Annotated in this window: 16 protein-coding genes and 1 pseudogene; 16 read left to right on the top strand and 1 reads right to left on the bottom strand. The window is 70.7% G+C overall.

From position 1 onward, the window contains the following. Positions 1-277 precede the first annotated feature (277 nt). On the bottom strand, positions 278-1,168 hold the full coding sequence (locus ACZ6CL_RS31645) for an FCD domain-containing protein (RefSeq protein ID WP_468941956.1): 891 nt from the start codon (positions 1,166-1,168) through the stop codon (positions 278-280). A 327-nt stretch (positions 1,169-1,495) separates the two neighbouring features. Between ACZ6CL_RS31645 and ACZ6CL_RS31640 the strand changes: the two genes are divergently transcribed. The 16 genes and pseudogenes from ACZ6CL_RS31640 to ACZ6CL_RS31565 all read left to right on the top strand — a co-directional run bounded on the left by ACZ6CL_RS31640 (position 1,496) and on the right by ACZ6CL_RS31565 (position 14,165). Beyond that, a complete protein-coding gene (locus ACZ6CL_RS31640; RefSeq protein WP_468942092.1) occupies positions 1,496-1,774 on the top strand; it encodes an RraA family protein in 279 nt (92 codons plus the stop codon). A gap of 137 nt (positions 1,775-1,911) precedes the next feature. Further along, a pseudogene (locus tag ACZ6CL_RS31635) lies at positions 1,912-2,052 on the top strand (short-chain dehydrogenase); the annotation flags it as partial. 118 nt (positions 2,053-2,170) lie between these two features. Further along, complete coding sequence (locus ACZ6CL_RS31630; RefSeq protein ID WP_468941953.1) at positions 2,171-3,169, top strand: LysR substrate-binding domain-containing protein; 999 nt, start codon at positions 2,171-2,173, stop codon at positions 3,167-3,169. Then, complete coding sequence (locus tag ACZ6CL_RS31625) at positions 3,096-4,199, top strand: mandelate racemase/muconate lactonizing enzyme family protein (RefSeq protein ID WP_468941950.1); 1,104 nt, start codon at positions 3,096-3,098, stop codon at positions 4,197-4,199. Before ACZ6CL_RS31630 ends, ACZ6CL_RS31625 begins: the two co-directional genes overlap by 74 nt. Positions 4,200-4,249: 50 nt before the next feature. Continuing rightward, entirely contained in the window at positions 4,250-5,116 is an 867-nt protein-coding gene (catA, locus tag ACZ6CL_RS31620; protein WP_468941948.1) for a catechol 1,2-dioxygenase, read from the top strand. A gap of 6 nt (positions 5,117-5,122) precedes the next feature. Further along, complete coding sequence (gene catC / locus ACZ6CL_RS31615) at positions 5,123-5,419, top strand: muconolactone Delta-isomerase (RefSeq protein WP_468941946.1); 297 nt, start codon at positions 5,123-5,125, stop codon at positions 5,417-5,419. Between the two features lie 71 nt (positions 5,420-5,490). Next, complete coding sequence (locus ACZ6CL_RS31610) at positions 5,491-6,702, top strand: FAD-dependent monooxygenase (RefSeq protein ID WP_468941943.1); 1,212 nt, start codon at positions 5,491-5,493, stop codon at positions 6,700-6,702. Positions 6,703-6,810: 108 nt separating this feature from the next. Continuing rightward, a complete protein-coding gene (locus tag ACZ6CL_RS31605; protein ID WP_468941941.1) occupies positions 6,811-9,213 on the top strand; it encodes a glycoside hydrolase family 44 protein in 2,403 nt (800 codons plus the stop codon). After that, the gene (locus ACZ6CL_RS31600) at positions 9,210-10,343 is read left to right on the top strand and encodes a glycoside hydrolase family 53 protein (RefSeq protein ID WP_468941939.1); all 1,134 of its coding nucleotides are present in this window, start codon (positions 9,210-9,212) and stop codon (positions 10,341-10,343) included. The genes ACZ6CL_RS31605 and ACZ6CL_RS31600 overlap by 4 nt, the downstream gene beginning before the upstream one ends. 45 nt (positions 10,344-10,388) lie before the next feature. Beyond that, the gene (locus ACZ6CL_RS31595) at positions 10,389-11,015 is read left to right on the top strand and encodes an alpha-ketoglutarate-dependent dioxygenase AlkB (RefSeq protein WP_468941936.1); all 627 of its coding nucleotides are present in this window, start codon (positions 10,389-10,391) and stop codon (positions 11,013-11,015) included. 97 nt (positions 11,016-11,112) lie between these two features. Beyond that, positions 11,113-11,661, top strand: a complete 549-nt coding sequence (locus ACZ6CL_RS31590; protein ID WP_468941933.1) for an IclR family transcriptional regulator — start codon at positions 11,113-11,115, stop codon at positions 11,659-11,661. Between the two features lie 150 nt (positions 11,662-11,811). Further along, positions 11,812-12,282, top strand: coding sequence for a nuclear transport factor 2 family protein (locus ACZ6CL_RS31585; RefSeq protein ID WP_468941930.1), 471 nt, complete (start codon positions 11,812-11,814; stop codon positions 12,280-12,282). After that, on the top strand, positions 12,279-12,590 hold the full coding sequence (locus tag ACZ6CL_RS31580) for a hypothetical protein (RefSeq protein WP_468941928.1): 312 nt from the start codon (positions 12,279-12,281) through the stop codon (positions 12,588-12,590). The genes ACZ6CL_RS31585 and ACZ6CL_RS31580 overlap by 4 nt, the downstream gene beginning before the upstream one ends. Further along, positions 12,587-13,030 carry an aromatic ring-hydroxylating oxygenase subunit alpha gene (locus ACZ6CL_RS31575; RefSeq protein ID WP_468941925.1) on the top strand — a complete coding sequence of 148 codons (444 nt, stop codon included), beginning with the start codon at positions 12,587-12,589 and terminating at the stop codon, positions 13,028-13,030. The genes ACZ6CL_RS31580 and ACZ6CL_RS31575 overlap by 4 nt, the downstream gene beginning before the upstream one ends. Before the next feature lie 20 nt (positions 13,031-13,050). Continuing rightward, on the top strand, positions 13,051-13,881 hold the full coding sequence (locus ACZ6CL_RS31570) for an RHO alpha subunit C-terminal catalytic domain-containing protein (RefSeq protein WP_468942088.1): 831 nt from the start codon (positions 13,051-13,053) through the stop codon (positions 13,879-13,881). 128 nt (positions 13,882-14,009) lie between these two features. Continuing rightward, positions 14,010-14,165: a hypothetical protein gene (locus ACZ6CL_RS31565; RefSeq protein WP_468941922.1), complete on the top strand. Its 156-nt coding sequence runs from the start codon at positions 14,010-14,012 to the stop codon at positions 14,163-14,165. Positions 14,166-14,172 lie beyond the last annotated feature (7 nt).

Raw genomic sequence — 14,172 nt, 5'->3', positions numbered from 1 at the left:
ACGTCAAGGAACTCAAAACCATGGCTTCGGTCTCTTGACGCGGCTGCATGCTCGCTCAATATTGTCTCAAGCCGCTCATTGATACAACCACTCGACCGCTCAGCGGGACCTGGTGGACTGGTTCGGCCTCAGCGGCTGGCGCTGGATGTACGTCGTCCACCAGGCGGGCAGCCTGGGCGTGGGCTACCGGCATGTACAGCTTCAAGTCGCACCCCGGCCCAGCCGCCGGTGCCCGAGGAGGCGCCCCGGCCCACGCTGCGCACCTGAGCGGCACTCCTCAAGCTTCCGGGTCCATCCCGGTCTTGAGGGACCGGACCTTGTCCAGATGGCCCTGGAGGAACGCCGACGCCTCCTCGATGCCGCCACCTTCCACCAGGTCCAGCAGGCGCAGATGCTCACGGGCCTGGAGGGTCAGCCGGGAGCGGTCGATCTGGTGGCGGTACTCGATGAGGCGGCGCAGCCGGTTCTGCCGACGTACGGCGTCCAGCAGGAACTGATTCCCCGAGCAGCCCACCAGCATCTCGTGGAACGAGGCGTTGACCTGGAACAGCTCGGCCCGGGGCAGCAGCAGGATGTCACCGCGCAGCAGCGCCTCCTGCTGCCGCCGGTGCCGTGTGAACGCCTCGGTGTCCACCGTGAAGCCGGGCTCCAGCAGCGCCGCGGGCTCGATGATCATCCGAAAGCGGTAACTCTGGTCGTGCGCCTCGACGGTGGTGAGGACGTGCTGGAACTCCCAGCCCCGGCCGCCCGCCCTGCGGCGCACCAGATCCTCGCCGTCCATCCGGGCCAGCACCCGGTCGGCCTGGCGCGGCGTCAAGTGGTAGCGGCGGCTGACGTCGGCGGCGGTGAACGCGCCCGTGAAGCGGCCGCCGACATAGTCGTCGGCGATCTGGAAGTACGCCTCCTGCTCGACGTCGGTGTCCTCGGACAGTTCGCGCCGGGTCAGGGTGGCCGCGCCGCGGGCGAGGAAGAAGCCGCGGTTCGGGACCCGGGCGAGGATGCCGACCTCGGTGAGGAAGACCATGGCCTTGCGGACGGGGGTGCGCGAGACCTCCAGCGCGTCCGCCGCCCACTGCTCGGTGACGTGCGCCCCCTCCTCAAGGCCGCTGTGGCGCATCAGGTCCACCAGGCGGGTGGCGATGGAGGTGGTCAGATTCGGCCGCGACATCAGCCCCTGCGCTCTGCGTGTGGTGGACGAGGACACTTCATCCTAAGAGGCATCCTAGGAGGTTCGGCCGCTCCGCGGCGGCCGCGAGAAGACGACGCACACGGGTGACCCCGTGGACAGTGCGTCGCCGGACGGCCGGAGCGTGCCGCTGTCGCGGCCACGTCGAACGCCACGCCGCAGGCGGCCTCCCATCGGTAGGTGGTCACCGTCGACCGCAGCTCGTCGGTCGTGTACGCGGCCGTTCGGGCCCGTCCCCCGCACCGTCCCTGAAGATGTTCGACGTGGCAGATTGTATCAACCTGTATTTTAATGCAATGGTGATAACCGCTGAAGCCACCGCCGATCTCGCCGATCAGTTCGGCGACCGCCTGCGCGTCTGCGACGTCCAGTTGGGCAGGTGTCGTCGTGTACGGAGCCATCCGCGACAGCGCCGCCCTCGCCGGTGTGCGGGTCGGTGTCCAGGCCCTCGGCACCACCCCGCGCAAGAGCGGCAAGGCCGGGCGCGGCGTGGTCGACGTGCCCGTGTCCTTCGGTGGAGTCACCTTCACCCCCGGCGACATCCTCCACGCCGACCAGGACGGAGTCGTCCTGCTGCCGACCGGCTGACCGCGTTTTCGCCACCGCGCCCTCATCGCCATCGCGCGCTCAGGCGTGCGTGCGACACTCATCGGGTGAACTGGTCACCGGATCACGAGGCGCTGCGCGGACGGGTCGCCGTCGTCGCGGGGGCGACCCGTGGCGCCGGGCGCGGCATCGCCGCGCTGGCCGCCGACCCCGGCCGGGCCCGGTGGAATCAGCGGTCCGTCAGCTCCGCCCAGCTCGCCGCGGAGTACGGATTCACCGACACCGACGGCTCCCGGCCCGACATCTGGAGCGCGGGCTGACCAGCTCCCGCACCGAACTCCTATTGATATCTCTCCCGTCTCAATAGGCTGCGACCAGGTATTTGTGGTGTATGGGACGCGTTCCCTACGCTGAGGCGCAGTGTGAGGGGAGTTTCCGATGGAACTCAGGCAGCTCCGGTATTTCGCGGCCGTCGCCGAGACACGGCACTTCGGGAGGGCCGCGGAGCGGCTGCACATGGCCCAGCCCCCGCTGTCCCAGGCGATCCGGCGACTGGAGACGGAGCTGGGGGTCGAGCTGTTCGCCCGCACCACCCGGCACGTCGCCCTGACCGGGGCCGGTGAGGTGTTCCGTACCGATGTGGAACGGATCCTCACGGCGGTCGACGAGGCGGTGGCCCGGGTCGGGCGGTTCGCCTCCGGCGCGGAAGGTGTGCTCCGGATCGGGCTGACGGGCTCCGCCTCGTACCGCCAACTGCCCGTGCTGGCCCGGCTGGTGAAGCGCGAGCTGCCGCAGGTGATCCTGGAGGTGCACACCGACATGCTCACACCCGCCCAGGAAGCGGGGCTGACCGAGCGGCGCCTGGACGTCGGCGTACTGCGTCCGCCGGTGCGCCAGGAGGGCATCGTCCACCGCCCCATCGCCACGGAGCCCCTGGTGGCCGCCGTCCCCGAGGGCCACTGGCTCGGCGAGGCCGACTCCGTGCGCGTGGAGCAGCTGCGGCACGAGAACTTCATCATGTACGAGGCCGCGCTCGGCTCCGTCGTGGGCGACGCGGTGATCCGCAGCTGTCTCGCCTCCGGCTTCTACCCGCACCGCGCCTACGAGGTCACCGAGACCTCGGCCGCCCTCGCCCTCGTGGCGGCGGGGCTCGGGGTCGCCGTGCTGCCGGACTCGATCCGCTCCGCACCGCGCGAGGGAGTCGTGTGCAAGGACATCGAGGACGCGCTGTGCGTCCGGCTGGACCTCGCCTGGCGCGAGGACGACGACTCACCGCTGCTGCGGAACCTCTTGAAGGCGCTGGAGCAGAACGACGTGTTTCTCGAAGACGTGTTTCTCGAAGGGGACTCGAAGGAGAGCGGCATTGAAGATCGTCAAGGTGGAGGCCATTCCCTTCGCCATCCCCTACGAGAAGCCTCTGAGGTTCGCGAGCGGTGAGGTCCACACCGCCGACCACGTCCTGGTACGTGTGCACACGGACGAGGGCCTGACGGGGACCGCCGAGGCACCGCCTCGGCCGTACACCTACGGCGAGACCCAGGAGTCGATCGTGGCCGTGATCGACAAGATCTTCGCGCCGCAGATCCTGGGCCTGACGCCACTGGAGCGGGAGGCGGTCCACGACAAGCTCGACCGGACGGTGGGCAACCCGACCGCCAAGGCCGCCGTCGACATGGCCCTGTGGGACATCCTCGGCCAGGCCGCGGGCATGCCGGTGTCAGCCCTGCTCGGTGGCTTCGGCGACCGGATGCGGGTGAGCCACATGGTCGGGTTCGCGCCCACCGGCGAGATGGTGGACGAGGCGCTGCGGGTCCGGGACACCTACGGCATCACCACGTTCAAGGTGAAGGTCGGACGGCAGCCCTACCGTGCCGACGTCGACGCCTGCCGGGCGCTGCGCGACGCCCTCGGCCCGGACGCCGGGCTGTACATCGACGGCAACCGCGGCTGGACCGCGTCCGAGTCGGCGCGCGCCCTGCGCGAGATGGCCGACCTCGGCCTCACCTTCGCCGAGGAGCTGTGCCCCGCCGACGATGTGCTGGGACGGCGCTGGCTGGTCGCCCAGAGCCCCATCCCCTTCATCGCCGACGAGAGCGCCACCCGGGCCGCCGAGGTCACCCGCGAACTCCTCGGCGGCTCCGCCACCGCCATCAGCATCAAGACCGCCCGCACCGGGTTCACCGCCTCCCAGCGCGTGCTGCACCAGTGCGAGGGGCTGGGCGTCGAGGTGGTCATGGGCAACCAGATCGACGGCCAGATCGGCACGCTGTGCGCGGTCGCCTTCGGTGCCGCCCACCGGACGGCCTCCCGGCACCCGGGCGAACTCTCGAACTTCCTCGACATGTCCGACGACCTCCTCGCCGAGCCGCTGACCATCGCGGACGGCACCCTGCGGGTCCGTGAGGGCGCGGGGCTCGGAATAGCCGTCGACCCCGGCAAGCTGGCCCGCTACCGCCAGGACCGCTGACACGACATCCGATACCGCCCACGACCGACGGACAGACAAGGAACGCGACCATGACCGACATCAGCACGGACCGGCCCGCCGAGCAGGCCACCGCCGCCGCGTCCGGTGCCGCCGCCACCGAGCGGTTCCGCACCAAGCGGCACACCGGCGCCGCCGGGGCCGACACCGCACGCGTGGACACCCTGGTCTCCGAACTCCTCGCCGCCACCCACGACATCATCCGCCGCCACAAGCTGACCTACGCCGAGTACGACGCGCTCAAGGCGTGGCTGATCCAGGTCGGCGAGGACGGCGAGTGGCCGCTGTTCCTGGACGTGTGGGTCGAACACGTCGTGGAAGAGGTGGCGAACGAGAACCGCGAGGGCAGCAAGGGCACCATCGAGGGCCCGTACTACGTCCCCGGCGCACCGAGCCTGCCCGCCGACGCCACCCTGCCCATGCGCGACGGCGAGGAGGGCACGCCGCTGCTCTTCCAGGGCCAGGCCACCTGTGTGGACGGCACCCCGCTGCCGGGTGCCGTGATCGAGATATGGCACGCCGACAACGACGGCTACTACTCCCAGTACGCCCCGGGCCTGCCCGAGTGGAACCTGCGCGGCACGGTCGTCGCCGACGGTCAGGGCCACTTCAGGATTCAGACCATCGAACCCGCGCCCTACCAGATCCCCACCGACGGCTCCTGCGGCCAGCTCATCTCCGCCGCGGGCTGGCACGCCTGGCGCCCCGCACACCTCCATCTGAAGGTGTCGGCGCCCGGCCACCAACTCGTCACCACCCAGCTGTACTTCAAGGGCGGCAGTCATGTCGCGGATGACATCGCCCAGGCCGTGAAGCCCGAACTCATCCTCGACCCCGGCCCCGCGGCAGACGGCAGTGGCCGCGAGGTCACCTACGACTTCGTCCTCGACAAGGTGTGATGCGCGGTGCTGTTCGCGGTACGGATGAACGTCGACATCCCGCGCGACCTCGACCCCGGGGTGCGCGCGGACCTGGTGGCGCGTGAGAAGGCGTACTGCCAGGAGCTGCGGAAAGCGGGCACCTGGGCGCACATCTGGCGCTGCGTCGGGCAGTACGCCAACCTCAGCGTCTTCGACGTCGAGGACAACGAGGAACTGCACCGGATCCTGTGGAACCTGCCGCTCTTCCCCTACATGACGATCGAGGTCACACCCCTGGCCCAGCACCCCTCCGACCTGGCGGCAGACGACGCCGGGGCATGAGGAAACGAACGACGAGCGCAACGAGCGCAACGAGCACGACGAGCACGACGAGGAACGGAGGCGGACACACCATGGGCACGGCTGCACCGCGCGTGGCGATCGTGGGAGCGGGCATCGGGGGACTGACCCTCGGGCTCTTCCTGCGGCAGCGCGGCATCGACGCCGAGATCTTCGAGCAGGCGGAGGAGCTGAAGGAGACCGGCGCGGCGGTGGCGCTGTCCGCCAACGCCACCCGGCTGCTGGACGAACTCGGCCTCGGCGCCGCACTCGCGGAGGCCTCAGCGGTCCCCACCGAACTGGTCTACCGCCACTGGCGGGACGGCCACCGGGTGGCCGCTCACCCGGTCGGCGAGGTGTACCGCGAGCGGTACGGCGGCGCGTACCGCGGTGTGCACCGGGCGGTGTTCCAGACCATCCTGAGCACGGCGTGGGGCCGGGCCGGGCTGCACCTCGGAGCGCGGGTGCGCGGCCTGGTCGAGGAACGCGACGGCATGCGCCTGGAACTGGAAGACGGCCCCGGCGACACCCGCTTCGACCTTGTGGTCGGCGCCGACGGCGTCCACTCCTCGGTCCGCCGCTGGATCCACGCCGGTGAGCCCGCCGTGTACTCGGGCACCAGCGGCTTCCGGGGCCTGGTCCCCGCCGAACGGGTGCCGTCGCTGCCCGACCCGGGGGCCATCCAGTTCTGGATGGGACCGGGCGCACACGTCCTGCACTACCCGATCGACCGGGAAGGCACGATCAACTTCCTCGCGGTGGTCCGGGGCCCCGCCCGCTGGACCGCCGATTCCTGGCGTGCCGAGGCCGCCCCGGGGGAACTCGCCGCCGCGTTCGACGGATGGCATCCGGCGATGGCCGAGATGGTCACCGGCGCCCCGCAGAGCGACCGGTGGGCCCTGTTCGGCCAGGACCCGCTGCGGCGCTGGGCCCGCGGGCGCGCGGTGCTGCTCGGCGACGCCGCGCACGCCATGCTGCCCCACCACGGGCAGGGCGCCAACCAGACCATCGAGGACGCCGCCACCCTGGCGGGCTGTCTGGCCGGGGCCGATGGGCCGGGGGCGCACGGCTCGGCGCTGAGCCGTTACGAGCGGCTGCGCCGCGCCCGCACCCGGCAGGTGCAGCGCAGCTCGTGGGTGACATCGGACCTGCTGCACCTGCCCGACGGACCCGCCGCGGAGCGGCGCGACCGCAAACTGGCCACCGTGCCCGAGGACTTCGGCTGGATCCACGCGTACGACGTGCGGAGTGGGGGAACTGTCGCCGGGTTCGGTCGAGAAGGTTGACACTCCTGCGCGGCTCCTTGACCATGCGCTGAGGTGGGAGCGCTCCCATCTCCTCGTCACCTCTCCATGTCCCGTCGTCAGCACGGCCGCCCCGAAGGAGACACGCGCATGACTCCGAGAGCCGCGTCGGCGGCCGTGGTGCTGCTGGTGGCCGCCGCCGGTCTGGCAGGCCCCCACCAGGCGAGCGCCTTAACCGGAGGGGGAGCGCGGTCCGCCGCCTCCTCCGCCGCGGAAGGCCCTGCCCTCAGCGTCGACACCACCACCGGCCGCAAGGCGATCGACCCGCACATCTACGGAATCAATTTCGCCGACGAAGCACTGGCCGAGGAACTGCGCCTGCCGGTCCGGCGCTGGGGCGGCAACGCCACCAGCCGCTACAACTACAAGCTCGACGCGTACAACGCGGGCCACGACTGGTACTTCGAGAACCTGTACTACGAGAACGGCACCGCCCAGCTCCCGGACGGCTCGCAAGCGAACAAGTTCGTCGAGCAGGACCGCCGCACCGGCACGGACACCGTGCTGACCGTGCCCATGAGCGGCTGGACGACCGGGGAGCGCAACGCCGCCTGCGGCTTCAGCATCGCCAAGTACGGTCCCCAGAAGGCGAACGACGCCCAGTGGCGGCCCGACTGCGGCAACGGTGTGAAGACCGACGGTACGAACGTCACCGGCAACGACCCGGCCGAGACCAGCATCCCCGCGGGCCCGGAGTTCACCAAGGGCTGGGTCGAGTACCTGAAGGGCGCCTACGGCGCCGCGAACGACGGCGGCGTCCGCTTCTACAACCTCGACAACGAGCCCGACCTGTGGTGGAGCACCCATCGCGACGTCCACCCGGAGGGCACGGGCTACGACGAGATGCGCGACAGTACGTACGCCACCGCCGCCGCCATCAAGGACGCCGACCCCAGGGCGCAGACCCTCGGCCCGGTCGGCTGGGGCTTCAACTCCCTGATCTACTCCGGCCTCGACCAGAAGACCTGCGGAGAGAAGGGCGGCGACTGCTGGTCCAACCCGCCCGACCGGGCCGCCCATGGCGGGCAGCTGTTCGCCCCCTGGTACCTCCAGCAGATGAAGGCGTACGAGCAGACCCACGACCGCCGCATCCTGGACTACTTCGACGAGCACATCTACCCCCAGCAGACCGGGGTGTTCGGCGGCGGCGTGGACGCGGCCACCCAGGAGCTGCGGCTGCGCTCCACGCGGCAGCTGTGGGACCCGGCGTACGTGGACGAGAGCTGGATCAACCAGCCCGTCCAGTTCATCCCGCGCATGCACTCCCTGGTCGACGAGAACTATCCGGGCACCAAGCTCGCCATCACCGAGTACAACTGGGGCGCGCTGGACCACATCAACGGGGCCCTCGCCCAGGCCGATGTGCTGGGCATCTTCGGACGGGAGGGGCTGGACCTCGCGACCCTGTGGGATCCGCCCACGTCCACCGAGCCCGGCGCCTTCGCGTTCCGCATGTTCCGCAACTACGACGGCAAGGGCGGCTCGTTCGGCGACACCGCGGTCCGCGCCGCCAGCGCCGATCAGGACAAGCTCGCGGTCTACGCGGCCGAGCGCAGCGGCGACAAGGCGCTGACCGTGCTCGTCGTCAACAAGACCACCGGTGATCTGACCGCCCCGGTGTCCGTGACGGGCGCCACCGCGCCGGGTGGCGCGGCGCAGGTCTACCGCTACGGCCAGGACGACGTCACCGCGATCAAGCACCTGGCGGATCAGCCGCTGACCAACGGCGGTTTCACCGCCACCTTCCCGGCCTACTCCATCACCGAGTACGTGCTGCCCGCCGGCTCCTCCGAGGCCAACCCGCCCACCGCGCCCGGTACCCCGTCCGCCACCGCCGTGGCGTCCGACCGGGCCACCCTCACCTGGGGCGCCTCCACCGCCGGATCGTCCCCGGTGGCGCGTTACGAGGTGTACTCCGGCGACACCACCGGCGCCCCGGTCGCCACCGTCGACGCCCCCGCCACGAGCGCCACCGTCACCGGGCTGTCCCCGGCCACCGCCTACACCTTCCGCGTGGTGGCCAAGGACACCGCCGGACGCGGCTCCCCGCCATCGGCCCCGGTACGGGTGACCACGGCCGCGGCCCCGGCGGCCTCCTGCACGGTCGACTACCAGGTGACCACCGACTGGGGCACCGGCTTCACGGCCACCGTCACGATCACCAACAAGGGCCCCGCCCTCAACGGCTGGCAGCTCGGCTTCTCCTTCCCCGGCAACCAGAAGGTCACCCAGGGCTGGAACGGCACGTGGCGCCAGAGCGCCACCGCGGTCACCGTGAAGGACGCGGGGTGGAACGCCGCCCTGGCCACCGGCGGCTCCACCGCCATCGGCTTCAACGGCGCCTACACCGGCACCAACCCCGCGCCACGGGACGTCACCCTGAACGGCAAGCCGTGCACCGCCCCCGGAACCGCGGCCGCCGCACACATCGCGGCCCCGGTCGGCCACGCGCCCGGCCCGGACGCCGTGCCGGACCGGAGGAGGACACGGTGACCGCGTACAGACCCGGGCCCGGGCGCCCGCACCCGCTCCGGGCCGCCCTGCTCGCCACGGTGCTCGCCCTGGCGGCGGCCCTGCTCACCGTGCCCGCCAAGGCGTCCGCCGTGAACGCGCTCAGCATGCGCGGCGCCGATGTGTCGACCGCGCAGCGTGCCCTCGACCTCGGCGCCCCGTACTACGACGGAAACGGCAAGGCTGGCGACCCGCTCGACATCCTCAAGGGCGCCGGAGTGAACTACGTCCGCCTGCGGGTCTGGAACAACCCCGCCAGCGGCTACAACAACAAGGCCAAGGTGCTGGCCTACGCGAAGAAGGCCAAGGCCAAGGGGATGGGGCTGCTGGTCGACTTCCACTACTCGGACACCTGGGCCGACCCGGGGAATCAGCGCAAGCCCGCGGCCTGGGCGAGCCACGGCATCGGCCAGCTGCAGACCGACGTCTACAACTACACCTACGACGTGTGCGGCAGCCTCAAGGCCCAGGGCACGGCCCCGGACAGCGTGCAGATCGGCAACGAGATCAACGTCGGCATGCTGTGGAACGACGGCAAAGTGGTCAACAACGACTTCACCAACCTCAGCCTCCTGCTCAAGGCGGGTTACAACGCCACCAAGGCGTGCAACGGCGGCACCAAGGTGATCATCCACACCGCGAACGCGGACAGCGACGCACACGCGCGCTGGTTCTACGACGGGATCAAGGCGAAGGGCGTCAGCTGGGACATCACCGGGCTGTCGTACTACTGCATGTGGCACGGCTCGCTGTCCACCCTGTACGACGTCACCGCCGACATGCGGTCCCGGTACGGCAAGGACGTGGTCATCGCCGAGACCGCGTACCCCTTCACCACGGCGAACGCCGACAGCACCGGCAACTCCGTCACCTCTGGCTGCTCGGGCTATCCGCTCACCTGGGCGGGCCAGGCCGCCAACTTCACCGACGTCCAGAACACCGCCCGCAACGCCGGTGCGATCGGTGTCTTCTACTGGGAGCCCACCTGGTACGCGGTGCCCGGCAACGGCTGGGACCCGGCCGACATCAACAACAGCGGGGACGGCTGGGACAACATGGCCGTCTTCAACTGGACCGGCCAGCTGAACCCGAACATCCGGTGGGCTCCCTAGCCACGTCATCGCACACATGCTCGATTTCCTGGGTACACTGCCGCTATGGGCGCGTATCTACAGGGCTCGCTCTTCGACCAGGCCGACGACGCCGTCATCGGCCCGCTGCGCGGAGTGCGCAGGACCGGGCTGGGCGACGGGGCCTGGACCGACCTGCTGACCGGATGGCTGCGAGGCGCCGACGACCTGTTCACGCACCTCGCGGCCGACGTCCCCTGGAAGGCCGAGCGGCGGCGGATGTACGACCGGACCGTGGAGGTCCCGCGGCTGCTCGCCTTCTACGGAGCCGACGACACCCTGCCCCACCCCGTCCTCACCGAGGCCCGGGACGCGCTCTCCGCGTACTACGCCACCGAACTGGGGGAGCCGTTCACCACGGCCGGGCTGTGCTACTACCGCGACGGGCGCGACAGCGTGGCCTGGCACGGCGACCGGACCGGCCGCGGCAGCAGCGAGGACACCATGGTCGCCATCCTGTCCGTCGGCGCGCCGCGCGATCTGCTGCTCCGCCCCCGTGGCGGCGGGGCCACCGTGCGGCATCCGCTCGGACACGGCGATCTCATCGTGATGGGCGGCTCCTGCCAGCGCACCTGGGAACACGCCATCCCCAAGACCTCGCGGACGACCGGGCCGCGGATCAGCGTCCAGTTCCGGCCCGCCGGTGTGCGGTGAACACCCGGACTCTTGAGCGGGCCGACGCTTTGCACGATGCTCATTGCCTGACCCCGCACCTGCTCACGCGGGCTCACGCGGGAGGAAGGTGGCGGCGATGCGTGCTGAGCCGGAGGGCGACTCCCTGCTGCGGAAGGTGCGGCTGATCGCGGCCCGCTACCTCGAGGACCTGGCGCTGACCACCCGGGAGACCGTGGTGCTCGCCTTCCCCGGGGACCATGACGTGCTCTTCGTCGAGAAGTACTTCAGCCAGCGCGGCGGCGGCGTCGCCGTCACCGAGGTCGAGGGCCGGGTGCCGTTCCACTGCGGGGCGTCGGGCAAGGCCCTGCTGGCCTTCGGCGCCGAGGAGATACGCGAGACCGTCATGGCCTCACCGCTGCGCCGCCGCACCCGGTGGACGATCACCGATCCGGCCCGGCTGGAGGCCGAGCTGGAGCAGGTGCGCCGCCAGGGCTACGCCGTCGACCGCCAGGAGCTGGTCGCGGGCTACGCGGCGGTCGCCGCGCCCGTGTTCGCCGGTGGTGTCGCCGTGGCGACGCTGACCGTGGTCGGCCCGGCCGAGCGGCTGGACGTACGCCAGCTGGCTCCGGTGGTCGGGGCGGCGGGCCGCGCGCTGACCCGGGATGTCGCACCGGTGAAGGGCTGAGCCCCGCCAACTTTTCGGTCCGGTGACCGGGCCATGGGCATTTCCTCCCTCGAAGCCTCCGCGCACCATGCGTAAACGGAGGCCGCGGCCGGTGATCGGAAACGCGGCCGACGCAGGGCCAACGTGGCACGAAGAGGAGGCCGTTCCCGCATGTCCTCGCCCGAACATCTCGCACACGGGACGTTGATCCGCTACCTGGAGCTGTGCGACGTCCCCCGGCCGCCGGACGCCACCGGCCGGTTGGAGGACCTGTTCACCCCGGACGCCGTATGGGAGGGCGTCGGGCCGCTCTACACCGCGAAGTTCGGCCGTACGACCGGCGCGCGGGCCATCGCGGAGATGGTGGGGGCGCATCTGCCGCCGACCCCGCGCTTCCGGGCGAATGTGCATCTGCTCCACCCCGGCACGACAACCGTCAACGGCGGCGGGGGCCGGGGGAGATGGCTGATGCAGCAGCTGTCCCGGTACGCGTCCGGAGCCTCCGAACTCGTCGTGGCACGGCTGGAGGTGGATTTCCGTATCGACGGCGACACCGCCCGCATCCGCCACTTCCGCACCGAGCGCGTCTTCACGACCGTACTCCCCGAAGACGTGGCGACGGCCGAGGCGGCGGCCCGATGACCGCGCCCGACGACGGCCGGACGATGCTCCTCACCTGCTACCGCGACATCCGCCCCTACGGCTGGCACCACGTGGACCTGTTCCTGCGCGACCGGGACGGCAGAGAGCTGAACTGGGTGCACTGGGGCGCCGCAGAGGAAGGCCCCGAGGGCGCGGACGCCGCCTGCGCGGCCGTCGAACCCACCCTGCGCAGAACCACCGAGTGGCGCCATGGCATCCGGGCCGACGGCAGCGACTACTGGACCGCGGACGCCGAGTGGGCCGCCGCACCAGCCGAACGCGATGACTCACAGGAAGCGACGGAATGAACACATCCGTGAACCCCGCCACTGAGCCCGGCGCCACCGGCGGCGAGCCCGCCGACCTGGTCCGGGCAGACCGTGTGGACGTCTCGCTCTACACCGACCCGGAGCTGTTCGAGCGGGAGATGGAACGCATCTTCCAGCGCACCTGGGTCTGGGTGGCGCACGAGAGCGAGATCCCGGACGCCGGTGACTTCAGGACGGCGATGGTCGGACGGCAGCCGGTGATCGTGACCCGCGACCGGCGCGGCGGGATCAACGTCCTGCTGAACCGCTGCCGCCACCGCGGGGCCAGCCTGTGCGAGGCGCCCCGGGGTACACCAACGGCTTCACCTGCCCGTATCACGCCTGGTCGTACGCGCTCGACGGAAAGCTGCGCGGCATCCCGTACCCGGACGGCTACGAGGACGTCCTGGAGAAGAAGGACTTCCCGCTGCACCGGCTGAAGGTCGGCAGCTACGCGGGGATGATCTTCGCCAGCTTCAATCCGGACGTGGAACCCCTCGCGGACTTCCTGGGACCGACCAGGCACTGGATGGACCTGTTCATGAAGCAGGGCGCCGGATACCCGGTCAAGGTGCAGGGCGAGCACAAGTTCCGGTTCGACGGCAACTGGAAGATCCAGCTGGAGAACACCGCCGACGGCTACCACTTCCCGATCGTGCACCGCTCGTGGATGTCCTCCGTGGACGCGGAGACCGCCGAGATGCTGTCGTTCATGACCGACGAGAAGGCGGTCACCCACTCCCTCGGCCATGGCCACAGCGTCATGATCATGGTGCCGGAACATGTCGACCTCGACGAGGACGACGGCACCGAGCAGTTGCAGGGGCGTTTCGGCCACATCGTCGAGGAGCTGTCCCGGGAGTTCGATCCGGCGACGGTGCGGCGCATCGTGCGCTCGATGCACGGCGCCGGATTCAACCTGAACCTGTTCCCCAACGTGGCGATGTCGATGGCGTTCTTCCGGGTGCTGCGGCCCATCTCCGTGGCCGAGACGGAGATCCGGCATCTGGCGCTGGGCCTGGACGGCGGCCCGGAGATCGTCAACCGGGAACGGCTGCGGATCCACGAGCACTTCCAGGGGCCGTTCGGGTTCGGCAGCCCCGACGACTCCGAGGCATGGGACCGGGTCCAGCGCGGCGCGGCGGCCGGGCCCGGCGTGCCGATCATGGTGAACCGGGGTCTGTCCCGGGAGCGGGACGACCATCAGGGGCGCGTCGCGCACGCCACCGACGAGACCGGTATGCGCGAGGCGTACGCGATGTGGAAGGCGATGATGACCGATGTCCGTTGAGACCCCCGCGACCCCGGCGGCCCCCGCGAGCCCGGTGTCCCCGGTGGCGCCGGAGCTGATGAGCCTCGCCGCCCCCCGGATCGCCCCGGCCATCGAACGAGGACACCGTCACGCTCAGCTCCGCGCAGGTGCTGGTCGGCCACCGGCGGGAGCGGACCTTCGTACTCGGCGCGGACGTCACCCACCGGATCCGGCTGGACGGGCCCGAGCCGCTGATCCAGGAGAAGGTCATCCGGCTGGTCAACTCCGAGGACGCCGTCAACGCGTCCGGCTTCCTGCTGTAGGTGAGGC

This window comes from Streptomyces sp. NPDC041200 (assembly GCF_055591805.1).
This window is presented reverse-complemented; position numbering and strand designations above follow the sequence as displayed.

Excerpts from the sequence above, each read along its gene's own strand:
- ACZ6CL_RS31630 (WP_468941953.1), top strand. The coding sequence starts at position 2,171 with ATGGAACTCAGGCAGCTCCGGTATTTCGCGGCCGTCGCCGAGACACGG.
- ACZ6CL_RS31575 (WP_468941925.1), top strand. The coding sequence starts at position 12,587 with ATGAACACATCCGTGAACCCCGCCACTGAGCCCGGCGCCACCGGCGGC.
- ACZ6CL_RS31570 (WP_468942088.1), top strand. The coding sequence starts at position 13,051 with ATGATCTTCGCCAGCTTCAATCCGGACGTGGAACCCCTCGCGGACTTC.
- ACZ6CL_RS31590 (WP_468941933.1), top strand. The coding sequence starts at position 11,113 with ATGCGTGCTGAGCCGGAGGGCGACTCCCTGCTGCGGAAGGTGCGGCTG.
- catA (WP_468941948.1), top strand. The coding sequence starts at position 4,250 with ATGACCGACATCAGCACGGACCGGCCCGCCGAGCAGGCCACCGCCGCC.
- ACZ6CL_RS31605 (WP_468941941.1), top strand. The coding sequence starts at position 6,811 with ATGACTCCGAGAGCCGCGTCGGCGGCCGTGGTGCTGCTGGTGGCCGCC.
- ACZ6CL_RS31585 (WP_468941930.1), top strand. The coding sequence starts at position 11,812 with ATGTCCTCGCCCGAACATCTCGCACACGGGACGTTGATCCGCTACCTG.
- ACZ6CL_RS31645 (WP_468941956.1), bottom strand. The coding sequence starts at position 1,168 with ATGTCGCGGCCGAATCTGACCACCTCCATCGCCACCCGCCTGGTGGAC.
- ACZ6CL_RS31595 (WP_468941936.1), top strand. The coding sequence starts at position 10,389 with ATGGGCGCGTATCTACAGGGCTCGCTCTTCGACCAGGCCGACGACGCC.
- ACZ6CL_RS31580 (WP_468941928.1), top strand. The coding sequence starts at position 12,279 with ATGACCGCGCCCGACGACGGCCGGACGATGCTCCTCACCTGCTACCGC.
- ACZ6CL_RS31610 (WP_468941943.1), top strand. The coding sequence starts at position 5,491 with ATGGGCACGGCTGCACCGCGCGTGGCGATCGTGGGAGCGGGCATCGGG.